Annotated in this window: 23 protein-coding genes; 15 read left to right on the top strand and 8 right to left on the bottom strand. The window is 69.0% G+C overall.

Going from position 1 to position 20,956, the window contains the following annotated elements; translation table 11 throughout:
* Positions 1-4: 4 nt before the first annotated feature.
* A complete protein-coding gene (locus BLV39_RS10900) occupies positions 5-652 on the bottom strand; it encodes an FMN-dependent NADH-azoreductase (RefSeq protein ID WP_090791387.1) in 648 nt (215 codons plus the stop codon).
* A 114-nt stretch (positions 653-766) separates the two neighbouring features.
* Between BLV39_RS10900 and BLV39_RS10895 the strand changes: the two genes are divergently transcribed.
* Together BLV39_RS10895 and BLV39_RS10890 are read left to right on the top strand one after the other, a co-directional pair.
* Positions 767-1,258: a MarR family winged helix-turn-helix transcriptional regulator gene (locus BLV39_RS10895; protein WP_176984844.1), complete on the top strand. Its 492-nt coding sequence runs from the start codon at positions 767-769 to the stop codon at positions 1,256-1,258.
* A gap of 38 nt (positions 1,259-1,296) precedes the next feature.
* Positions 1,297-1,743 carry a nuclear transport factor 2 family protein gene (locus tag BLV39_RS10890; protein ID WP_090789828.1) on the top strand — a complete coding sequence of 149 codons (447 nt, stop codon included), beginning with the start codon at positions 1,297-1,299 and terminating at the stop codon, positions 1,741-1,743.
* A gap of 11 nt (positions 1,744-1,754) precedes the next feature.
* Here the strand turns inward: BLV39_RS10890 and BLV39_RS10885 are convergent, their stop codons facing one another.
* Positions 1,755-2,324: a TIGR03086 family metal-binding protein gene (locus BLV39_RS10885; protein WP_090789825.1), complete on the bottom strand. Its 570-nt coding sequence runs from the start codon at positions 2,322-2,324 to the stop codon at positions 1,755-1,757.
* Between the two features lie 64 nt (positions 2,325-2,388).
* Between BLV39_RS10885 and BLV39_RS10880 the strand changes: the two genes are divergently transcribed.
* The 4 genes from BLV39_RS10880 (at position 2,389) to BLV39_RS10865 (ending at position 5,679) form a co-directional block, all read left to right on the top strand.
* On the top strand, positions 2,389-3,135 hold the full coding sequence (locus BLV39_RS10880) for a helix-turn-helix domain-containing protein (protein WP_204082927.1): 747 nt from the start codon (positions 2,389-2,391) through the stop codon (positions 3,133-3,135).
* A gap of 31 nt (positions 3,136-3,166) precedes the next feature.
* Positions 3,167-3,880 carry a copper homeostasis protein CutC gene (locus BLV39_RS10875; protein WP_090789823.1) on the top strand — a complete coding sequence of 238 codons (714 nt, stop codon included), beginning with the start codon at positions 3,167-3,169 and terminating at the stop codon, positions 3,878-3,880.
* Between the two features lie 118 nt (positions 3,881-3,998).
* Complete coding sequence (locus BLV39_RS10870) at positions 3,999-4,520, top strand: SigE family RNA polymerase sigma factor (RefSeq protein ID WP_090789821.1); 522 nt, start codon at positions 3,999-4,001, stop codon at positions 4,518-4,520.
* Positions 4,465-5,679, top strand: a complete 1,215-nt coding sequence (locus BLV39_RS10865) for a hypothetical protein (RefSeq protein ID WP_143049723.1) — start codon at positions 4,465-4,467, stop codon at positions 5,677-5,679. The genes BLV39_RS10870 and BLV39_RS10865 overlap by 56 nt, the downstream gene beginning before the upstream one ends.
* A gap of 51 nt (positions 5,680-5,730) precedes the next feature.
* Here BLV39_RS10865 and BLV39_RS10860 read toward each other — a convergent pair whose 3' ends face one another.
* Both BLV39_RS10860 and BLV39_RS10855 read right to left on the bottom strand, forming a co-directional pair.
* Positions 5,731-7,119: a hypothetical protein gene (locus tag BLV39_RS10860; protein ID WP_090789818.1), complete on the bottom strand. Its 1,389-nt coding sequence runs from the start codon at positions 7,117-7,119 to the stop codon at positions 5,731-5,733.
* An 80-nt stretch (positions 7,120-7,199) separates the two neighbouring features.
* Positions 7,200-7,937, bottom strand: a complete 738-nt coding sequence (locus tag BLV39_RS10855) for an SDR family oxidoreductase (protein ID WP_176984843.1) — start codon at positions 7,935-7,937, stop codon at positions 7,200-7,202.
* A 93-nt stretch (positions 7,938-8,030) separates the two neighbouring features.
* Between BLV39_RS10855 and BLV39_RS10850 the strand changes: the two genes are divergently transcribed.
* Positions 8,031-8,942: a LysR family transcriptional regulator gene (locus tag BLV39_RS10850; RefSeq protein ID WP_090791377.1), complete on the top strand. Its 912-nt coding sequence runs from the start codon at positions 8,031-8,033 to the stop codon at positions 8,940-8,942.
* Positions 8,943-9,115: 173 nt separating this feature from the next.
* Complete coding sequence (locus BLV39_RS10845; RefSeq protein WP_204082928.1) at positions 9,116-9,457, top strand: hypothetical protein; 342 nt, start codon at positions 9,116-9,118, stop codon at positions 9,455-9,457.
* Between the two features lie 68 nt (positions 9,458-9,525).
* Here BLV39_RS10845 and BLV39_RS10840 read toward each other — a convergent pair whose 3' ends face one another.
* Together BLV39_RS10840 and BLV39_RS10835 are read right to left on the bottom strand one after the other, a co-directional pair.
* On the bottom strand, positions 9,526-10,323 hold the full coding sequence (locus BLV39_RS10840) for a maleylpyruvate isomerase family mycothiol-dependent enzyme (RefSeq protein ID WP_090789816.1): 798 nt from the start codon (positions 10,321-10,323) through the stop codon (positions 9,526-9,528).
* The gene (locus tag BLV39_RS10835; protein WP_090789815.1) at positions 10,320-10,931 is read right to left on the bottom strand and encodes a TetR/AcrR family transcriptional regulator; all 612 of its coding nucleotides are present in this window, start codon (positions 10,929-10,931) and stop codon (positions 10,320-10,322) included. Before BLV39_RS10835 ends, BLV39_RS10840 begins: the two co-directional genes overlap by 4 nt.
* A 369-nt stretch (positions 10,932-11,300) precedes the next feature.
* On the opposite strand from BLV39_RS10835, the gene BLV39_RS10830 reads away from it, so the two are divergent.
* The 7 genes from BLV39_RS10830 (at position 11,301) to BLV39_RS10805 (ending at position 19,080) form a co-directional block, all read left to right on the top strand.
* Positions 11,301-13,622 (top strand): transglycosylase domain-containing protein, encoded by a 2,322-nt coding sequence (locus tag BLV39_RS10830; RefSeq protein ID WP_090789813.1) that lies wholly within the window; start codon positions 11,301-11,303, stop codon positions 13,620-13,622.
* A 143-nt stretch (positions 13,623-13,765) separates the two neighbouring features.
* A complete protein-coding gene (locus BLV39_RS10825) occupies positions 13,766-14,377 on the top strand; it encodes a DUF4394 domain-containing protein (protein WP_090789811.1) in 612 nt (203 codons plus the stop codon).
* Between the two features lie 617 nt (positions 14,378-14,994).
* Positions 14,995-15,345, top strand: a complete 351-nt coding sequence (locus BLV39_RS42945) for a hypothetical protein (protein WP_176984842.1) — start codon at positions 14,995-14,997, stop codon at positions 15,343-15,345.
* Between the two features lie 96 nt (positions 15,346-15,441).
* Positions 15,442-16,740, top strand: a complete 1,299-nt coding sequence (gene nhaA / locus BLV39_RS10815) for a Na+/H+ antiporter NhaA (protein WP_090789807.1) — start codon at positions 15,442-15,444, stop codon at positions 16,738-16,740.
* An 89-nt stretch (positions 16,741-16,829) separates the two neighbouring features.
* Entirely contained in the window at positions 16,830-17,630 is an 801-nt protein-coding gene (locus BLV39_RS10810; RefSeq protein WP_176984841.1) for an alpha/beta fold hydrolase, read from the top strand.
* 202 nt (positions 17,631-17,832) lie between these two features.
* Positions 17,833-18,366: a hypothetical protein gene (locus BLV39_RS42290; RefSeq protein ID WP_143049721.1), complete on the top strand. Its 534-nt coding sequence runs from the start codon at positions 17,833-17,835 to the stop codon at positions 18,364-18,366.
* A 138-nt stretch (positions 18,367-18,504) separates the two neighbouring features.
* Entirely contained in the window at positions 18,505-19,080 is a 576-nt protein-coding gene (locus tag BLV39_RS10805) for an ATP-binding protein (protein WP_176984840.1), read from the top strand.
* A 34-nt stretch (positions 19,081-19,114) separates the two neighbouring features.
* Here BLV39_RS10805 and BLV39_RS10800 read toward each other — a convergent pair whose 3' ends face one another.
* Positions 19,115-19,903 (bottom strand): oxidoreductase, encoded by a 789-nt coding sequence (locus tag BLV39_RS10800; RefSeq protein WP_090789801.1) that lies wholly within the window; start codon positions 19,901-19,903, stop codon positions 19,115-19,117.
* 86 nt (positions 19,904-19,989) lie between these two features.
* Positions 19,990-20,772 carry an alpha/beta fold hydrolase gene (locus tag BLV39_RS10795; RefSeq protein ID WP_090791374.1) on the bottom strand — a complete coding sequence of 261 codons (783 nt, stop codon included), beginning with the start codon at positions 20,770-20,772 and terminating at the stop codon, positions 19,990-19,992.
* Positions 20,773-20,956: the final 184 nt, after the last annotated feature.

The following is a 20,956-nucleotide window of genomic DNA, read 5'->3' as shown; positions in this document are numbered from 1 at the left end:
GTGCTCAAGCAGGCACGGGCAGCGCGCCGAGTACGCGGCCGGCCTCGCGGGCCGCCTGCAGTGCGCCGGTGTGCATCTGGGCGGCCTGTTCGGTGAACGGGTCCAGAGCGGGGTTGACGCCGACGAGGGTGAACTCCCGTTCGACGATGGACAGGTCGGCACCCCAGCAGTCGGCGAGGATACGACGCAGGTACGACGTGGAGTGGTCCCAGCCCTCCCTCGGAGTACCGCCGCCGTAGGCGCCGCCGCGGACCGTCGCCAGCACGACGGGCTTGCCGGCCAGGAACGGCACGCCGTTCGCTCGCGGGTCGGTGCACACGAGGTCGATGTACGTCTTGAAGTGTTGAGAGACGCCGTAGTTGTAGAGCGGCACGGCGAACAGAATCGCGTCCGCGGCCTGCAGCTCGTCCACCAGCGTCGCGGCGAGGGCGACGGCCTCCCGATGCTCGGCGGTGTGCTCCTTCGGCGGGGTCATGCCGGCGGTGACGGCCGCCGCCCAGGCCGTCGCGGGCAGGGTTTCGACGCCGATGTGGCGGCGCTCGATCGAGTCGCCCGGGTGGGCGGTGAGCCATTCCTCTTCGACGATGTCTGCGATCTCACGGCTCGCGGAGCCGTGGGTACGGATACTGGCGTCCAGGCGGAACAGGGTCACGGCCATCTCCTAGCGTTCGAGTTCAAGCTTGAAGCCGACGCTACTCGTACAAACTTCAAGCTTGAACAGAATATGACGTGACTCACTTCACGGCTGAAGCCAGGTCGTAGGCTGATGGGCGTGCAGGACGAACCGCGGTGGCTGAACGACAACGAGCGCGACGCTTGGATAGCCCTGGCCAAGCTCGTCTTCAACCTGCCCGGCGCCCTCGACGCACAGCTCCTGCGCGACAGCAAGCTGACCCTGTTCGACTACTTCGTGCTCAGCAACCTGTCCATGACACCGGGCCGCACGTCGCGGCTCAGCGACCTGGCCAGCCACATCGGCAGCTCGCTGTCCCGGCTGTCGAACGTCGTCAAACGCCTGGAACAACGGGACCTGCTGCGCCGTGAGCCGGACCCCGAGAGCTCTCGCTACACCAGGGCGGTGCTGACCGACGCCGGGTGGGACGTCGTGGTCGCCGCGGCGCCGGGCCACGTGGCGGCGGTGCGCGGCTACATCATCGACGGGCTCACCGAGCAGCAGGTCACCGTGCTACGCGAGATCGCCTGCCACGTCACCCGGCAGCTCGACAAAGCAGCGGAGGAAGGCCCGCGGCGCGGCTAGCCCTTGTCGCATCGGTATGGTCCGTCGATGGAGTCGGCATGAGAAGCCCACGCGAAACCTTCCTTCGACTGGTGAACGGCGTCTGCGACGGTCCGTACGAGGACTTGGCCGACCTGTATGCCGAACAGACCAATGTCACGCATCCATTCCACCCACTCGGCCCGCCGCCGCTGCGCAGCCGCGGTGAGCTACACGAGCACTTCACCGCGCCGCCTCTGGTCGAACGGACGCTGAACCGTAAGCCGGTCGACATCACGGTTCATGAGACCGCCGACCCGGAGGTGATTGTCGCCGAGTTCGCCTATCAGGGGCGCGTCGAGGAGACCGGCGAGGCGTTCACGGTGCGGTGCGTCTTCGTGATGCGCATCCGCGACGGGCTCATCATCGAGTCTCGGGACTACATCGACCACATCGCCAGCGCGCGGGCCTGGGGTCAACTCGACAGCCTGCTGACCGCACTTCGTCCGCAGCATCCGACGTCCTAGAGCGCCAACCTCTAGACCCAGGCGGGATCACGGCCGGTCAGGCCGAGGATGCGGTCCAGGGTGGGCGCGTCGGCCGGCACCGCGACCTCCGGTCCGTACATTCCCATCTCCCGTCCCTGCTCCACGCCGGCGGAAATCGTGTCGTGCAGATGTGCCAGCAGGTCGGCGGGTAGTTCCAGCCGCTGCCCGGTCGCGACCGCCAGGTCCCAGCCGTGCACGGCCAGCTCGCCGACGATCATCTCGCCCATGACGGGCGCGGGCAGCGTTTGCGGCGTGCCCATGCTCGTCTCGCCCTCCCAGGCGCTCGGCGGCGCCCACGACGACGTCATGTCGTCCAGCAGGGCGAGCAGGCCGCCGCGCCAGTCGCCGGCCGCCAGGTCCACATCGGACTCGGCGGCCGCCGGCTGCGGAACGGACTCCTTGCGGCCGGCGCCGGCGAGCGACGGCCCCCAGAACAGTAGGTGGTTGACCAGCGCCCGCACGTCGTACTCCAGGCACGGTGTCTTGTTGGCGAGCTGGTCGTCGGTGATGGTGCGGGCGATCGCGGCCATGGCCTGCGCCGCGTGGGAAAGGTGTGACATAGCGGCAACGCTAGGCGGGGCGGGCCGGAGGGGTATTGAACAAAGGCGACATAAACTTTGCCGTGTGGGGCGGGACGTTCGTGAGCTGCGGAGTGCGTGGACCAGGTTTCAGCGGCACGCGTTCCACCTCCCGTCGCCGGCGCTCGCGCCGTGGGTGGAGCGGTACTGGGAGGCTCGCTGGGACTACGCCGAGCCCTACCGGCAGAAGATCGTGCCGTACCCGAACGTGCACCTGTCGTTCGGCCGCGGCCGCGCGGACGTCAACGGGGTGTCCAGCGGCTACCAGACCAAGGTCCTCGAGGGCCGCGATCACGTCTTCGGCGTCGCGTTCCGGCCGGGCTGCTTCCGCCCGTTCCTCGGTGCCTCCGTCTCGACGATCACCGACCGCGTCGTCCCGGCGACCGAGGTGTTCGGCCCGGACCTGCCCACGACGCTGGACGCGCCGACCGTGGATGCCTTCCTCCTGAGACACCTGCCGAACGACGACGATCCCCGGGTACGCCAGGCGGTGGCCGCGGTCGAGCTGATCGCCAAGGACAAGGCCGTGACCAGGGTCGAACACCTCGCCGACGAGCTGGGGCTGAGCATGCGGGGGCTGCAACGGCTGTTCGCGGAGTACGTCGGCATCGGGCCCAAGTGGGTGATCCGCCGCTACCGTCTGCACGAGGTGACCGCACGCATGGCCGCCGGCGGGGCGATCGACTGGGCCGCGCTGGCGGCGGACCTCGGCTACGCCGACCAGGGCCACTTCATCCGGGACTTCAAGAGCATGTTCGGCGAGCCACCGACCTGGTACGCGCAGCGGTACTAATCCACCTCCCGGACCCGAAGGGCACGACCTCATGCGCATCGAGATCAGTGTCGAGTCGGTCGCCGGCGTACGGGTCGCCGCCAGGGCCGGCGCCGCGCGCGTCGAGCTGTGCGCCGGCCTGTCCGACGGCGGCCTCACCCCGAGCGCCGCGCTCATCGAGGCCGCCGCCGAACTGGCCGAGGTGCACGTCCTGGTGCGGCCGCGACCCGGCGACTTCCACTACTCGCGCGACGAGGTGGACCTCGTCGTCCGGGACATCGCCGTCGCGCGTCGGTGCGGCGCGGCGGGCGTGGTCGTCGGCGCGCTGGCCGGCGACGGCACGGTCGCGGCCGCCTGTGCCAGGTTCGTCGACGCCGCCGAGGGGCTGGAGACGACGTTCCACCGCGCCATCGACGTCAGCGCGGACTCCCGTCAGGCCCTGGACCGGTTGGCGGACCTGGGTTCCACGCGGGTGCTGACCTCGGGCCGGCGCCGGTCCGCCCTCGACGGTGCGCCACTCATCAGGGAACTGGCCACCCGGACAAGGGTCACCGTGATGGCGTGCGGCGGAGTGCGGGCCGCCAACGCCGCGCTCGTCGTCGCCGCGACCGGCGTCGGCGACCTGCACGCGGCGCCCCGCCGACCCGCGGGCACCGCCCGAGCCGGCGACCTGTCTTACGCGGGCGCCGGCGTCCCGCCCGGCTACGACCACTTCGAGACCAACCCGGACGAGGTGGCCGCACTCTGCGCGGTTCGCACCGCTTAGGTCACGCGGAACGGATGCCTAAGAAATCTTCGCAACCCATCGTCGCGATCACGCGTGTGTGAGGTGCTCGCTCGACGACGGGTGACGACAGGGGAGGAAGGACAGTGTGACCGGAACGATGACACGCAGCGATGCAATTCCAATCGCCGACGTCCAGCGCGACTTCGACGAGTTCTACACGGCGACGTTTCCGGTATTGCGATCGCAGCTCTTCGCTTACCTCGGAGACCGCGCCGAAGCACAGGACGTCGTGCAGGAGGCGTTGTGCCGGGCATACAGCAGGTGGAAGACCATCAGTACGTATCAGGATCCCTATGCCTGGGTCAGGCGGGTCGCGTGGAACCTGGCCTCGAGCCGGTTTCGCCGCCGCAAAACCGCGCTGAACTTTCTGCGCGGGCAGCGGGAGCAGCACGCCGAGGGGCCGTCGCCCGACCGCATCGTTCTGGTCGCGGCGCTCGCGAAGATCCCGGCGCAACTGCGCAAGGCCGTGGTGCTGCACTACATCGGCGACCTGTCGGTAGCCGAGATCGCCGCGCAGGAGGACGTCGCGGAGGGAACGGTCAAAAGCTGGCTGAGCCGGGGTCGTGCGGCACTGGGCAAGCAGTTGGCGGAGCGCAAGGAAGGCAGGAGCAATGTCTGAGTTCGACGATCTGATCAACGACGCCCTCGGCGACTTCCGCGCTGCCGAGGCGGACAACCCGAGCCTGACGCCGGGCGCGGCAGCGGCCCGAGCCACCATCAAGCACCGCCGCACCGTACGTCTGGCCACGCTCAGCGTCCTCGGCGCGTTGGTGATCGCCGTGCCCATCGCGGCCTTCGCCGCCGACCCACACGGCAACAACCCGCCGCCCGCACCCGCCGACTCGCTCACGCCAGGGCCGGTCGAGTCGCCCACACCGACGGCCACGCCGACTCCGAGCCGGCCGTCGTCGCCCGTGACGCCGGACGGAGTGATCACGCTGAAGCAACTGGGCTCCACCGCGGTCGACATTCCGGCGTTCAGCAACGAGCTGTGCCCGGCCACGCACGTGCGGCTGGCGACCGCGAATCCGCATTCGCAGGGGAAGGCGTGGATAGCGAAGGTCGTTCACACCAACCTCGACGACGACCCAGGCCGGGAAACCGCGGCGCTGCTCCTCTGCCAGATCGGGGAGGTGCCGACGAGCCAGGTCGTCGCCTTCGACCGCGATGCCGCCGGAAAGATCCGTCCCATCGGCCAGGTTGTCGGCGAAGGCTACAAACTCAACATTCGTGACATCCGGGTACGCGCCCAGGGCGGCATCACCGCCGATGTCTCGGACATGATCGCGTGCTGCGATACGCCGGTCAGTCGGGAGCAGCACCAGCAGCGCGCGTATCGCTGGAATGGCACGAAGTTCACGCAACTCGGTGGGCCAACCGTGTTCGGCGATCCGGACAGCGTGACCGACCTCAAGGTGAGCGTGTCCGACGTGACGCTCGGACCGGCGACCGACGGCAAGCGCTCCGGAACCATGACAGTCACCGTCAAGAACAACGGGCCAAACTCCTCCGGGCGGTTCCAGGTCGGCTTCGGCGACTGCACGTTCAAGTGCGCCGGCCAGATACCTTTCTGGGCCTGGGGCAGTTACGGGACGTACCAAGCACCGCTGGCACCCGGCCAGTCGGCCAAGAAGACAATCAAGGTCAGCTTCGACGCGAACACCACAGGCGGCGAAGTCGGGGCCTGGTTGGTCGTGATAGGCGTGGACAACAACAAGTCGATCAGCGACCTCGACCCCGGCAACGACACCACCAGGTTCCGCATTCGCCTGGGTTGACCGACACCGCAACGATGGACCTCGCGGCCCGCGAGGTCCATCGCAGTGCGGTCAGAGTTCGGGGATCGGCTCGTGTGTCGGCATGGTGTGTCCCAGCACCAGGACCTTGTCCTCCGGCGGGCCGTCTGCGTCGATCGGCGCCTCGAGGATCGCCGCCATGAGCTCGACGGGCAGGTTCGGGTTGGCGGCGGCGGCCTCGGTGGTCTCCGGAGCCTCGAACAACTCGAGCAGCCGGTCCTGGGACAGCCGCTTGTCGCCGGCGACCCAGTTCCTTACACCAGGGTGCTCGTCCCGGCTCAGGCGTTCGATCAGCTCGGCCGGCGCGCGGCGATCGAGGACGACCAGGGCACGCGCACCCCAGTGCGGCGAATCGGCGTACCGCGTCAGGTCCGCGCCGACGATCGCCGCATGCGACAGCAGTTGGCCGCGGGTGATGACCCGCGCCTCCAGATAGGTGCGCACGACGAGGTCTGTCGACACGGCATCCTGGTTCTCGCAGAGGAGCAACCGGACCGGGAAGTCGTCGTCTGCGGCGAGCGTCGCGATCTGTTCCGCGGACAGCCTCTTGTTGCAGGCGGCGCTTCGGCGCAACCCCGGGTGCGCCGAGGACACACAGGCTTGCAACTGCTCGCCTTCGGCTTCGAGGACCCAGGCGAGCCGGGGAAGACGGTCGTTCTCGGACACCTCGGAACCGATCGCGGTGCGTTGCTGTTCGGTGAGTTCAGGGCGCATCGAGACGTACGTGCGGACTCTGGGTTCGGGATGCGCGGACAAGCTGGCGACGACGTCTTCGGGCAGGGCCGGCTCGAGTGCGATGTTCGCCTTCTCCCAGACCGAGTCGCCGGCGGCGATCGTCCGAAGCCGCTCCACGGTCATCGGTTCCGGCTGGCCGCCCGACGTGAGCCGAGCCCAGGACGCGATCTCCTCGTCCTCGACGTCCGCGAGTGCCGCCACGGCGGCGCGCGACAACTCGTTCGGGTGCAGGAGCCGCAGCATCCGTTTCACATCAGGACGTTCAGCCAACTTCCGGTAGGCCCACACCGGCAGCGGCTGTGGTCGCGTGGTGAACGGCCCCTCGAGGAGAGCCATCGCCACACCGAACGACGCATCGTCGACCATTCTGGTCCGCTGCTCCACGCTGACCCCACCAGCTTGGGCGAGCATCTCGCGGACGCGGACGTCGCTGTGGGCGGCAACGGCGTCGAACAGTTCGTCGGACCACTCGCGTCGATGGATGACGTCGACGAGATCGGCGGCGGGGTGTTCCAGGATCCGGGGCACCAGGGTGTCCGGAAGAGCAGGGTTGCGGGACAGGCCGCGTACCCGGGCACGTGTCGTCTCGTGATTCCCGGGCCGTTGGGTCTTGTCGACCAGCAGGGCGTCCTCCTCGGTCGCATCGATGACAGGCTCCGACCCTACGGACGACTCCGCAGCCGGCACACGGTCTTTCGCCCGAGTGACCGGGGACGGGGCGCGACGTTAAGCTGGACGCGATTCGATCTCCGACCAGGGATCATCCCTTACCAGGGGACGACGCCTTCGTCGTCGAAGAACGCGCCGGATGGGCCGTCGTTGGGCAGCGTGGCGAGCCGGATCGCCGTAGCCGCGCCCTGCTCGGGGGTGCGGGGGCCGTGGAAGCCGTTGAAAGCGGTCGCGACCAGGCCCGGGCAGGTGGCGTTGATCAGGATGTTCGTATCGGCGAACCGCCGGGCGTACTGGACGGTCACGGCGTTGAGAAACGACTTCGACGGCGCGTAGGCCGCCATGACCGGACCGATCTCGATGTCAGGGTCAGCCTGCCGGGTCACGGAGCCGACGCTGCTGGAGATGTTGACGATGCGCGGCGAGGACGAGCGCCGGAGCAGCGGGAGCATCGCGTTCGTCACCCGGATCACGCCGATGACGTTGGTCTCCGCAACCGTCCGGACCAGGTCGAGGTCGAGCGTGGTCGGGTCCTGCGCCCAGTCCGCACCGAGCTGTCCGGAGATGCCCGCGTTGTTGACCAGCACGTCCAGCCGACCGGCCTCCCGCTCGATCATTTCCGCGGCGCCGGCGACGCTCTGGTCGCCGGTGACGTCCAGCGGCACGCCGAACGCGTCGACCCCGGCGGCGCGCAGCTTCTCGACGGCGGTCTCGCGCCGACCCGCATCCCGCGCCCCGACGGCCACGCGGTGTCCGAGGGCTCCGAGCCCGGTGGCGATCGCATATCCGATTCCCTGGTTCGCGCCAGTGACAAGCGCGATCTTCGCTTCGTTCATGCCGTACAGGCTCGGTCTCAGGTGGGCGCGCGGGCCAACACCGATCCAGTGCGCTGTCATACCCGGTGGGTATCAGTGGCGTACGCTGCGGCGGTGGATACCTTGGAGACCCGCGAGCTGAGGTACTTCGTGGCTGTCGCCGAGGAGCTGCACTTCGGCCGGGCCGCCGAACGTCTCGGCATGGCCCAGCCGCCGCTGTCGCGCGCGATCCAGCAGCTCGAACGGCGCCTCGGCGTCTGCCTGCTGGAACGCAACCGCCGTGGCGTCGCGCTGACCGCTGCCGGGCGGGTGCTGCTGTCCGAGGGCCGCGCGACACTCGACGCGGCCACCGCCGCCGCCCGCCGCACCCGCCGCGCCGGCGGAGCCGACAACCCGGGTGGTGCGCGCAACCGTCTGGTGCTGGCGGTGAAGACCGCCGCGGTTCACGAACTGCTCCAGAATCTCCTCGACGCGTACGCGGCCCAGCCCGACGCCGCCGAGGTCGAGGTCCTGCAGTGCCGTATGACCGACCAGGAAGCACGGCTACGCGACGGCAGCGCCGACGTCGCACTCATGCACGTGCCGTACAACTCCCTCGCCGGGTTCGACAGCGAAGAGCTCATGTCCGAGGGTCAGCTCGCCGTCCTGCCCGCCGGACACCCCCTCGCCGCGCGCAAGACCTTGTCCGTGGCCGACATCACCGACCTCCCCGATCTCCCACGAGCACGCTGGCCCAGACACGGCGTGTACGCGCCCGGCCCGGGCCCCGAGATCCACGACCAGACGCAGTTGGCCCAACTGGTCGCCCTGGGCCGCACCGTCGCGGTAGTGCCGGAATCCGCGCACGCCTGGATGTGGCCCGAGCACGCCGCCATCCCGCTGACCGACGCGCCGCCCGTCGTCACCCACATCGCCTGGCCCACGCACAGCCGCTCACCAGCCCTGGCCAGCCTGATCAGGACCGCCGTACAGCTCGAGTCCTCCCGGCAGACCTCGGTCACCGCCCGTCGACTGCCCCTTGGATAGCGGCAATCCGCGCACCGACTCGCCAGCGGGTATCAGCTCGGGCCGGCAGTGCCTCTCGGTTCGTACCCCGCCACATCCGGGTCGACGACAGCGTGCTGTGCGCACGGCCAAGCCGCAGCTCAGGAGCGAGGCCGACGAGCCCATACCGGTGTGGCGTCTGACAGCATGACCTCGTGCGGCAGTATCCGACCGAGCCACCAACCTCCGTGCTGGCAAGCACTGACGTGGCGCTCGTAGGCCTGTTCTCGGCCAAGGATAGGGCGTACGGCGCGAGGCTCGACGTGTTGGCGGCCAATGTGGAGGCCCACGGCGGGCGGGTCGTGAGCCGGCACGTCCAGCGGCGGGGTGTCTCGCATGGCGGCGCGCACAAGATGGCCGTGCCGTTCTCGCGGCGGACGCTGCTGAGCCGGGGCAAGGCGCGAGAGATCGCGCAGGCGTGCCGGGCGGCGGAGGTCGGTGCTGTCGTGTTCGTGAACCCACTTACGGAACATCAACGAACTGCCTCCGGCACGTGAAGGGACTGGCTAGACAAGCGACTCTGCCGAGATGCGCAGGCCTGGTCTTGTCGGGGCAGTGCGCGGTGTCAGAACGGCACCGCGGTGGTGAGGAGTCCGGCGGGCTCGACGTTCGACGTGGCGGCGGGTCGCCCGGACGTGACGCGGCAGAAGTCCAGGGCGTCCAGGCGGATCGGATCGCCGGTTCCGGTGGACCAGTGACCGCCCGCGGGCCCGGTCAGGTGCAGCGTGTATGGCCTGCCGTGACGTTCGGCCCACTCCTGTACGACGCCGTCGATGATGCGGCCTTCGTGTTCGCCGGTGATCTGGGGTGGTAGACCAGTCGCGGCGTGGATGTCCAGGCGATGCATGAACGGGTCGCGGGTCAGGACGACGTCGATGAGATAGCCGAGCGTCCAACGCTCCAGCCGGCCGCCGACGAGTTGGCGTTCGGGAAGCGTCCGGCGCCGGATGACGGCCGGTACCCGCTGGCGCCCGCGCACCGCTTTCGGGACCAGCGTGCGGTACTTACCGATGAGCTCGTCGACCGTCAGCCCGGCGTTGCGGCGCACCTGTAACGCGGTCAACGCGTCGATCGACACCGGCGCGCCGGCGCTTCGAGCCACTCGCTGCGCGGCCATCTGCTGGTAGATGAGCTGGGCAAGGCTGCCCATCATCTCCATCATGCCGATCATGTGACCTGCGGTCGCCCGGACGTCCCAGCCGGTGTTGACGGTTGGTGCGGACCAGTGCTCGGCAGAAAGTTGGGTCAGGAGTTCCTCGCCGCGTTGGTATTCCGTGACCGCGAGCTGCGTGGCCAGGTCGCGGTCGAGCGACGCCGTCCGCGGCGCGTACCGGCTGATCTCAGGGGTCCGGGTTGTGGTCATGGTGGGCTCCCTTCGCTGGTGATGCCGAGGTTGTCGGCGAACATGTCGATGGCGCGATCCAGGAGCCGGGACCACCGTTCGCCGCCCGGATCGTTGGCGAGCTGGGCGGTGACCAGACCGTCGACGATCGCGACGAACAGGTCGAGGTCGTCCTGGCCGTCCACGCCGTGCTGGCGCATGCGGGCGGCGAAGTGCTCCATCGCCGCAACCGATGATGCGTACGCGGCCTCGCTCGGTGTGAAGTCGGGAACGGTCCGCAGGCTCATCAGCTGATGGCGTGCCGGAAAGGCGACCGCGAAGTCGAAGTAGACCCGGGCGTAGTGCCGCATCGCGGCCCGGCTGTTCTTCGGCTCGCTCGCCCGGGCGGCCGCCTCGTACTCCTGGTACTGGTTCCAGGCATCGCCGAACATCGCGTCGTAGATGTCGTTCTTGGACTTGAAATGGGTGTAGAGCGACGGCGCCCGCATCCCCACCGACTCGGCCACATCGCGCAAGGTCACCTGGGCGAGGCCCTTGTCGTGGGCGAGCCGCCAGGCGGCATCGACGATCTCACGCCGCGTTTCCGAACGACGTTCGGCTTTCCTATCGCGCTTCGTTTCGCCTAACACAGTTAGGAGTTTGCGGCACGGCGTTCTGACTCGTCAAGCGGCTTCGACGGACACGCCGCATCGCCAGCACATCTGTCATGCGCGCAGCGCGGCCGGCGCCTCGGGATCGGGCTCGCCACATCCGGGTCGACGATCTTGTGCTGTACGAACCGCGAAGCCGCAGCTGAGGAGCGAGATCAAGTCCTTTGGTGGGGCCTGCGGGGCCACGGTCGCGGGTTGCTGATCCATCTAGCGACGGCCCCGATGCCGGCAGGCGAGGACCGCGCCCACCACACCGTGGGGTCTCCACGGGTCGCCCCCGGAACCTGTCCGGCGTCAGCCTGGTTTACGAACTGATTCGAGAAGGACTCGAGCGGGTATTGCTCTTCGATGCCCCAGACTCCCAGCGACGCGGTGGCGCCGGCCGGCACCAGCACCGGCCAACCTGCCAAAGCCGCCGGCAAGCGCTCGCGCCGCAGGACGTGGCGGGTGGGCGGCCTGGCCGTGCTGCTGGTCATGTGCGGTGGCGGGGCGGCGATCGGCGCGCTCTACGTCGACACCGTGCCGCCGCCCGACGAGTTGGTGCTGCCCGAGTCGACGACGCTCTACTACGCCGACGGGAAGACGCCGATGGCGAAGCTCGGCACGGAGAACCGCACGATCCTGGCGTACGAGCAGATGAACGACGCCGTCAAACAAGCCATCGTGGCGGCCGAGGACCGGACGTTCTGGACGAACGAAGGCATCGACTTCCGCGGTGTAATGCGCGCCGCGTGGAACAACGTCACCGGCGGTGACCGGCAGGGCGCCTCGACGATCACCCAGCAGTACGCCAGGATCGCCGCTGACCTGAAGGGGGTCACGTACTCCCGCAAGCTGCGCGAGGCCGTCATGGCCTGGAAGCTGGACGACGAGCACAGCAAAGAGGAGATCCTCGGCTTCTATCTCAACACCGTGCCGTTCGGCCGCGGCGCGTACGGCATCGAGGCGGCGGCGCAGGCGTTCTTCGGCAAGACGGCCCGCAAGGACGCCTCACGCGAGAGCCAGCTGATGCCCTCAGAGGCCGCGGTGCTGGCAGCGATGGTCAAGCAGCCGGAGGCGAACCCGGATGACCCCGAGGGACAGCCCGGCTACGACCCGAAGCGCAACGACAAGGCGCGCCAGAACTCGATCGATCGGTGGCGCTACATCCGCGACGGGATGGTCGCGCTCGGCTATCTGACGGCGGCCGAAGGCGCTGACCTCGCCTACCCGGATACGGTCCGGGACTACGATCCCCGGGCCGGTCAGTCCGGCCTCGACCGGCCCACCGGGCTGGTCGTCAACCACGTGCTGAGCGAGTTGCGGGGCACCGAGCCGTTCAAGGATCGCCCGTTCGACTACGTCCGCAACGGCGGCTTCCGGATCGTGACGACGGTCGACAAGCGGGCGCAGGACGCGGCCGAGGCCGCCGCGAACATCCGCGGCGAGAAGGCACCGGAGGTGGTCCGGGGACAGCCCAAGAACTGGCAGTCCGCTCTGGTGGCGGTGGAACCCGGCAGCGGTCGGGTGCTTGCGTACTACGGCGGCGACGACGGCCTCGGGGCCGACTACGCGGGGTGGTACTTCGACGACGAGGGAAACGCCGCCGGGTTCGGGCAGCACCCGCCGGGCTCGTCCTTCAAGGTATACGACCTAGCGGAGGCGGTGCGGCAGGACATCTCGCCGAAGCAGCGGTTCGACTCCCCGGCGACCAAGGAGTTTCCGAAGAGCGGCCGCACCCGTGACACCGCGGCCGGGCCGATCCGCAACTCCGGCAGTGCGGCGTGCCAACCGGAGTGCACGCTCTGGGAGGCGACCGTCGCGTCGCTGAACACCACATACTTCGCGCTCACCGAGCAGCTCGGCGTGCCCGCCGTCATCGACATGGCCCGCAAGGCCGGCGTCGAGTCGATGTGGGCCAACGAGCGGGGCAAGCCCGAACCTGTTCGGGTCGCCCTGGGCGAAACGGACGCGGCGTCCCGGTTCTCCACCGAAGTCGGCATCGGCCAGTACGGCATCACAGTGCAGGACCACGCGAACGGCATGGCGACGTTCGCGGCCGGCGGCGAGCGCGCACAATCGCACTTCGTCCGGTCGGTGTCCAAAGGGGACGACAAGATCTACGAAGAGCAGCTCACACGGACGGACGTGGGACTGAACGCGGAGCAGGCCAACCAGCTCAACTGGACCCTGCGCCGGGTCGAGGCCGCGAAGGTCCCGGGCTGGGACGCGGCGGGCAAGACCGGCACCTGGCAGGCGGGAAAGAGCACCACCCAGAACCAGCACGCATGGATGGTCGGCTACACCGGCGCGATCGCCGCGGCCGTGTGGCTGGGCACCAAGGACGGCAAGCCGCTGCGCACAAAAGACGGCAGCTACGACGTGTTCGGTGCGAGCCATCCGGGGCGGATCTGGCAGCAGTTCATGACGGATGCGGCCAAGGCGATGGAGCTCAACCCCGACGACTACCGGTTCGGGGAGCCCAAGTTCCCCGGGGAGACGCCGTCCGCGCCGCCCAGCGCGGAAACGCCAGCTCCACCGACCGCCAGCCCCGAGCCGGCGGACACGCCGCGACCGACGCCGTCGACCGAGCCCACACCCGAGCCTGAGCCGACCAGGACGCCGAAGCCGACGCCATCCACGCGTCCGACCACCCCGCCGGCACCCCGGGAAGTCGCCCCTAGAGCATGACCCGTCAAGTGGGCTGAGTCGCCTTCCAGCCCAGCGCGAACCTCACCACCAAACCGTGGACCCGATGTGGCCCGACTCAAACCGGCGGTTATAGCGCGATCGAATCCGCCCGCAGCGGGCCAACCCGCCAACACGACCGCGAAATGGTCCAGAACAGCCGTCTCTACGGCGTCGGCAACGCCGGAGGCGTCTACCTCCTGTCCGTCGGCAACGCCACGGCGTCGAAAGTCAGCCAGCTCACGGTCGGGCTGTCCGGCACGTCCTTCGGCGTCGACTTCAACCCGGCCGCCGACCGGCTCCGCGTGATCAGCAACACCGGTCAGAACCTGCGCCACGACGTGGTCGGCGGAACGACCACCAACGACACCACCCTGACCTACCCGCCTACCCCCGGCGCGGCCGCCGGCCTGACCGGCGCCGCCTACACCAACAACGACCTCAACCCCGACACCGGCACCGTCCTGTACGACATCGACACCAACCTCGACCAGGTCGCCCTGCAGTCTCCCGCGAACTCGGGACAACTCGCCTTCGTCGGCAAGCTCGGCGTCAACGCCGGCATCCACGCCGGATTCGACATCTACTCGACCCTGCACGGCGGCAAGGCCGTCGACCTGCGCGGCTTCGCCGCCTTGAACACCCAAGGTCGAAGCTCGCTGTACGCCATCTCTCTGACGAACGGAGCAGCCTGGCGCCTCGGATCCTTCTCCAACGGCTGGACCGTCACCGACCTCGCGCTGCCCCTTAACCAGTAACAGCTCACAGCAGGACGGAGGGGTCCGCGCACCAAACCGCCGGCACGCGGGCCCCCTCGCACACCGCAAATGGTTGATCTCCCGACTTACGCGAGCCCTATTCGAGATCGCCTTGACCGCTGAGTAGGCCGGGCGCAAGGGCTACCTCACCTTCGAAACGGTTGCGCGCTGTCCGCCCCCGCGAAAACGCCCATCTCGTTGCGCTGAATCCAGCAGGAGGATCCGGCATTCCCCTGCGAGGGTTGGCCCGCAGCGGCGCGTGAATCCCGAACGCAGGCAAGGGCTGACCGATACTCGGCTGATGACGCTTCCGAACCTTGACCCCGACCGGTACCCACCGATCGACCCCCGCGAACCCGCACCCGACGACGCGGCAGAGCTCCTACCGGACTCTGCTCGTGACTTGCCAGCAGCGCCCATCGAGCCGTTACCGGACGATGGCGACGGTACTGCCGGGGTCCGCGAGCCAGCGTGACAGCGAGTTCGGTGCTGCTGACGACCTGGTGAGGCGCGACGTGTCTTCGTATGGGATGCGTCAAGACTGTGGCGCGTAGGGCCTTGATGCGCTGCCATGGAGGGGAGCGCCCCTGCCCTCCTCGCCCTTGGAAATGGGTCCGATGTCCGCCCACGAGAACGAGCACATATCGATCATCTCAGCCGCGTTCGCGGGAGGTGTCGCCGTCGCCGCCGTCGGTTTCGCAGCCACGGTCGCCGTGCCTACCACCGTCGGGCGGCTGCTGGCCGTAGCCGCCGCTGTCGCCGTCGTGTCGGCCCTGGTGCCCGATCTGCGGGCGTGGCTGGCGGTGACCGCCGTCGGCGCCGCGACATTTCTGCTGGCCGTCGACGGCCGTAACGACGGCGTGCCATACCTGGCGTTTCTGGGGCTTGCCGCCGTGCTCGGTCGCGGCCAGCGGTGGATGCGACATCTCGGGACGCGAACGAGGACGTCGTCGCCCGTCGATCGCTAGGTCGGACCTGCCTGCTCGGATGCCGTAGACTGACAAACGGAGCGCCGGGAAGCCTGGTCGGCAACGTTATTGCCGACCGACGAAGGGCTTCCGCCTATGCCGAAAACCACTCAGAACTGGCTTTTCAGGCGCGGCAGTTGGGCCGAGACGACCCGGGTCGGCAACATCCTCCGCACCGAGACCGCTGGCGGTCTGCTCCTGTTGGCCGCCGCCGTCGTGGCCTTGGTGTGGGCCAACTCCCCTTGGTCCGGCGGATATCGCACGTTGTCGGCGACCGAGATCGGCCCGGCCGCGTGGCACCTGAACCTGTCGCTGGCCGCATGGGCCGCCGACGGCCTGCTTGCCATCTTCTTCTTCGTCGCGGGACTCGAGCTCAAACGCGAGTTCGTCGCCGGCGACCTGCGGGATCCGCGCCGAGCCGCGCTACCGGTGGCGGCGGCCATCGGCGGCGTCGCCATACCCGCGGTCATCTACTTCGTCGTCAACCAGCTCGGCACCGACGGTGCCCCGATCGGATGGGCGGTGCCGACGGCCACCGACATCGCCTTCGCGCTCGCCGTCCTCGGACTGATCAGCACCCATCTACCCGCGGCACTGCGCACGTTCCTGCTCACCCTCGCCGTCGTCGACGACCTCATCGCGATCACCATCATCGCGATCTTCTACTCCAGCTCCTTCGCCTGGGCTCCGCTCCTGCTCGCGCTGGTCCCGCTGACCGCCTTCGCGCTGCTCGTGCAGCGCCGGGTCCGGTCGTGGTGGCTGCTGCTCCCGCTCGCCGCCGCCACCTGGATCCTGGTCCACGCCTCAGGGATCCACGCCACCGTCGCCGGCGTCCTGCTCGCGTTCGTGGTGCCGGTCGTCCGTCGCTCACCCGGCGCCGGTCCCGGCCTCGCGGAGCACTTCGAACATCGGTGGCGGCCGCTGTCGGCGGGAGTAGCCGTGCCGTTGTTCGCGTTTTTCGCGGCTGGGGTTTCCATCGCCGGGGGTGGAGGGCTGGCGGCCAGCCTGCGCGATCCGGTCACCATCGGCATCGTGCTCGCTCTGGTCGTCGGCAAGACCATCGGCATCACGGCGTCCACCTGGCTGGTCCAGCGGTTCACCCGCGCCCAGTTGGCCGACGGGCTCTCGTGGTGGGACGTGTTCGGCCTGGCCATGTTGGGCGGCGTCGGCTTCACCGTCTCGCTGCTGATCAGCGAGCTCGCGTTCGGCGTCGGGACTACGCGCGACGACCATGCCAAGCTTGGCATCCTGCTCGGTTCGGTGGTGGCGGCCGCGCTGGCGGCCGTCGTGCTGCGCACTCGCAACCGCCACTACCGGCGCTTGTGCGCCGAGGAGGAGCGCGACCGAGACGCCGACGGCATACCCGACGTGTACGAAGAAGAGACGTCGCGGTGAGGCGGCACCGGCCCGAACGCACCGGCGTGATGTCGACGGTCTACAAAAACGCAGGCGGTCAGCACGCAGTGCGGCGATGGTGTTCGGAGGTGCTGGCGCGAGCTGACTTCCCGTTGACCAAGGCGATCGTGGACACCAGCGCCGGCCTGGTGCACCTGACGTCTGCCGGCAGCGGGCGACCGCAGGTCGTCATGGTGCCAGGAACAGGCTCCAACGCTGCGGTCGCTCTGCCGTGGCTGCGGGTGCTGTCGGCTCGCTGGGCCACCATCGTGGTCGATCTTCCCGGTCAGCCCGGACTCAGCGATGCTCATCGGCCGCGCCGGGCCCGGCTTGCCTGGTACGGCCGGGTCCTAGACGAGATTCTGGACGCCACGTGTGACGACCGGGTCGTGATGGTGGGCAACTCCCTGGGTGCCGCTGTGGCTTTGTCCGCGGACTCGTCCCGCATCGCGGCGCGGGCGTTGATCTCTCCGGCCGGCTTCATCCGGCTGCGGGTCGACCCGCAGATGGCGCTGGCTTCGGCCGCCTGGTTGTCGCGCCCCACCGCCGAACACAGCCGTCGCATGCTTCGGCTGTTCGTCGGTCCCGGCACCGAACCGCCGGAGACCGAAGTGGAATGGATGACGCTGATGGCGACCTCTTGCCGCCCGACTCTGGCTCCCCCGCCCCTGCCCGCCGGGCTGCTGTCACGTCGCGCCGAGCGGCCGTGCGTGGTCGGGGTCGGCGAACATGACCGGTTCCTGCCACCCCAGCGGCTGGCGCCCGCGGTGCGCGCGGCCATGAACCTTGACGTTCGTGTGTTCGCCGGCGCGGGCCACCTGACCACCCCGGCTCACCTGGACGAGGTGATGGCGCTGGTGTCAGACGCGATCGATCCACCCACGAACTGAGTCGCACGCTCCGGTGCGCCGACGCGGGGCTGGCCACCGACCGGCAGACCTGCTGCCACCCGACCGACGACGCGCGCGAAGTCGGTCTCAGGAATGAGCCCAGCCACAGCTCGGGCGGCTGACCAGTCGTCGACTGCTGCCGATCAGCTGAACCGAACTGGCGCAGCCAGAGATAGAAATCGGTACCGCTACGGTGACCACCGTGACGATCAAGCCGTACTCGGCGCGGCGTGCCGGCTGGTACGGTTCCCCGTCTCGCGGCAGCCGTGCGGCGTTGATCGGCGGCGTGGCCCCGGAAGCGGTAGCTTCCTCGCAAGGCCGCACTCGTCGCCCGCGTAAGGACCGCATGAGCCGCAAGGCGCCAGAACGCCTGGACCCGGGTGGACCGGAGCAGCGACGCGTCGGCCACAGCGCGCCCGCTCCGGTCGATGCCCGTGTGGCACTGCTGGCTGCATGGCGTGAAACTACCCTGAGGGGACGCGTCGATCACTGCATCCACCTGCGTCCGTCGGCACCCGCGGCGCAACACTGGCTGACCTGGCTGCCTGGCGGCCTGTTCTGCGGTCCGTGTGCGCGACAGCTCGGGCCGGCCATCAAGATTACCTGCGACCTGTGCGGCCGCGGACCGAGCACCGCGTACTGGCTCCTCGTCCCATCGACGATCGAAACCGGCGCCAACGATCGCGCGGCGACGACCATCGTCGCCATGCTGTGTCAAACCTGTCTTATGAGTTGAGGTCTATCGCGGTCGCCGTCAAGCGGCCACTCTGTCGCACGGCTATTCTGCAAACAGCATTTAGCCGGTGACTGAGCGGGCTAGATGGATCTCTCGCCGCCCTGGCCCCCGGTGGTGTCACAACCGCCGGGAGGATCGATGTTGGACGAGCGAACGCCGATATCCGCAGGCTTGGGTGTTGACCGGTCGCCAGAGCCGGCCGAAGCCGAGCACTCGGCGCTGCTCGGCCAGATCGCCCGCGGCGAGCTATCCGTGACCCCCCAAAAGTCGAGCAACGGTCAACGTTCGCCAGGTCCGGGTATCCAGGAGCAACCGCTGTTGTCCGCACGGTTCGGCGCGGACAGGATCCGCGATATCCGGCGCCAGATCGGCGTACTCGCTCGCCGCGCCGGCCTGAGCACGCACCGCGCCGACGACTTCACCGTGGCAGTCAACGAGATCATGACCAACGCGATCCGACACGGAGGCGGCGTCGGCAGGCTCTATGTCTGGCGGACGGCGGCACTTGAATGCGAGGTACGCGACGATGGTCCCGGGTTCGATGTTGTCCCCCACCTCACCCGGACCTCGCCCCCTGAGCCGACGTCCGTTGGCGGGATGGGACTGTGGGTTGCCCGACGACTATGCGACACCATGTCGATATCGAGCGGCTCGTCCGGGACAGTGACCCGGGTCTCCATCTCCGTTCCGTTGGCAGCGCCCCCTACTGGCTAGGGATCGTCCGATCCCGGTGCGCTGGTCGCCGGTTTCACCGTGTGGTGATCAGGCCGCCGTCGATGACGAAGTCGGCGCCGGCGGTGTTGCCCGCGCGTTCGCTGGCCAGGACGAGGACCAGGTCCGCCACCTCGTCGGGTCGGGTGAAGCGGCCGGTTACCGAGCCGCTGGCCGCCTCCTTGGCAACCGCCTCCGGGGTGCTGCCGGTGGCGGTGGCTACGGTGGCGGCGACACCGTCACCCCCGAGCCAGAGCGCGGTCGCGACCGGTCCGGGGCTGACTGTGTTGACCCTTACCCCGCGTGGTCCCGCCTCTTTGGACAATGCCTTACAAAAGTTGGCCAGTGCGCCCTTGGCGGCGCTGTAATCGATGACCAGCGGGTCGGGCAGTGTCGCGTTGACCGAGGAGATCGTCACGATCGAGCCACCACCTCGGGCGTAGAGGTGGGGCAGCGCGGCCCTGGTGGTTCGTACCGCGGCGAGGAAGTTGATCGTCAGGGTCGAGAGCCAGTCCTCGTCGGTGACCGACAGGAATCCGTCCACGCGTGGTCGCGCGGCGCCGACGTTGTTGACCACGATGTCGAGGCCACCGAAAGCGGCGACCGCTTCGTCGACGAGCCGGGCCGGGCCGTCGGGAGTGCCAAGGTCCACGGTCACCGGGTGGACCTGGTACGTGCTTGCCAGTTGCGTCAGTTCATCGGTCGGTTGCCGGGCGCCGGCCGTGACGCGGACGCCTTCCGCGGCCAGTGCCCGGGTTACGGCCAGGCCGATTCCTCTGCTGGCGCCGGTGACGACCGCGACCTTGCCCGACAGTTGTAGGTCCATCACGCACTCCTCGGCGAATTGGTGCCGGGGCCTCCCCGGTCGCCCGTCGACCGCGAACCGCGGCCGGCAGGCGACCGGTGAGGCGGTCAGGCGGTCGCGCGTGCCGCGGTGGTGATGAGCTTGGCGACGGCGCCGGGGTGGGAGACCGGGGTCAGGTGGCCGCCTCGTACCTGCACCGTGTGGGCGCCGGCGCGTTGGGCCATGAACCGTTGCTGCGCCGGGGTGATGATCTTGTCTTGGGTGCCGACCAGGTACCAGGACGGGATCGTGTTCCAGGCCGGGGTGCCGGAGGGCTCGTTGCCCGCGCTGAAGGCGATCGGGCGTTGGGTGGCGTAGAGCAGCGCGGCGGTGTCGGGCGCGACACCGTTGGCGAAGGACGTCAGGAACACGCTGCGCTTGAGATAGAGGTCGACGTCGCCGGCCGGTGCGCCAGGGTAGGGCACGAAGTCGAACACAGTCGTCGGGTCGACGGCCAGGGCGGAGTCGGCGCCGCTGAGCGGGAAGATGGTCTCGCCTGCGGCCGGTGCGAACGCGTCCACGTACACCAGCGCCTTGACGTTGGTGTTGCCGGTGGCGCTGTTGCTGATGACGGCGCCGCCGTAGGAGTGTCCAACAAGGATGATCGGTCCGGTGATGGTGGACAGGAAGCTGGCTACCGTGGCGGAGTCGCCGGGCAGGCTCCGTAGCGGGTTGGGTGGCACGCGGACCGGGTAGCCGGCGCGGTGCAAGCGTTGCACGACGGCGTTCCAAGAGGAGCCGTCGGCCCAGGCGCCGTGTACGAGTACGACGGTCGGCTTGGTTTGATGGCTTGCCGCGCTGGTGTCCGCCGACGCGGCCTGGCCGGGGACGACGGCGGTGACAACCGTCAAGATGGCGACGAGGGCGAGCGATCGCAGTCGGGAACGGCGGACGGTTCGATCAGTCGGCACGGGGTTCCTTTCAAAGAGCGGCTGGAGCCGTTGAACCCAAAGGGCAGCCCCGTCACGACCGTCGAAAATCGAGTCGCCCGCTCATGAGACCTCAACCGCTGGAAGGGTGCGGTCCGCGGGTTGG

This window comes from Asanoa ishikariensis, assembly GCF_900107455.1.
GTDB lineage: Bacteria > Actinomycetota > Actinomycetes > Mycobacteriales > Micromonosporaceae > Asanoa > Asanoa ishikariensis.
Note: the sequence above shows the minus strand (reverse complement) of the source record. Positions and strands in the feature narration are given on the sequence as shown.

What these genes read in the sequence shown, in the direction of transcription:
- BLV39_RS10895 (WP_176984844.1), top strand. Translation starts at nt 767, where the DNA reads ATGGGCGTGCAGGACGAACCGCGGTGGCTGAACGACAACGAGCGCGAC.
- BLV39_RS10890 (WP_090789828.1), top strand. Translation starts at nt 1,297, where the DNA reads ATGAGAAGCCCACGCGAAACCTTCCTTCGACTGGTGAACGGCGTCTGC.
- BLV39_RS10885 (WP_090789825.1), bottom strand. Translation starts at nt 2,324, where the DNA reads ATGTCACACCTTTCCCACGCGGCGCAGGCCATGGCCGCGATCGCCCGC.
- BLV39_RS10875 (WP_090789823.1), top strand. Translation starts at nt 3,167, where the DNA reads ATGCGCATCGAGATCAGTGTCGAGTCGGTCGCCGGCGTACGGGTCGCC.
- BLV39_RS10870 (WP_090789821.1), top strand. Translation starts at nt 3,999, where the DNA reads ATGACACGCAGCGATGCAATTCCAATCGCCGACGTCCAGCGCGACTTC.
- BLV39_RS10855 (WP_176984843.1), bottom strand. Translation starts at nt 7,937, where the DNA reads ATGAACGAAGCGAAGATCGCGCTTGTCACTGGCGCGAACCAGGGAATC.
- BLV39_RS10840 (WP_090789816.1), bottom strand. Translation starts at nt 10,323, where the DNA reads ATGACCACAACCCGGACCCCTGAGATCAGCCGGTACGCGCCGCGGACG.
- BLV39_RS10830 (WP_090789813.1), top strand. Translation starts at nt 11,301, where the DNA reads ATGCCCCAGACTCCCAGCGACGCGGTGGCGCCGGCCGGCACCAGCACC.
- BLV39_RS10825 (WP_090789811.1), top strand. Translation starts at nt 13,766, where the DNA reads ATGGTCCAGAACAGCCGTCTCTACGGCGTCGGCAACGCCGGAGGCGTC.
- BLV39_RS42945 (WP_176984842.1), top strand. Translation starts at nt 14,995, where the DNA reads ATGTCCGCCCACGAGAACGAGCACATATCGATCATCTCAGCCGCGTTC.
- nhaA (WP_090789807.1), top strand. Translation starts at nt 15,442, where the DNA reads ATGCCGAAAACCACTCAGAACTGGCTTTTCAGGCGCGGCAGTTGGGCC.
- BLV39_RS10805 (WP_176984840.1), top strand. Translation starts at nt 18,505, where the DNA reads ATGTTGGACGAGCGAACGCCGATATCCGCAGGCTTGGGTGTTGACCGG.
- BLV39_RS10800 (WP_090789801.1), bottom strand. Translation starts at nt 19,903, where the DNA reads ATGGACCTACAACTGTCGGGCAAGGTCGCGGTCGTCACCGGCGCCAGC.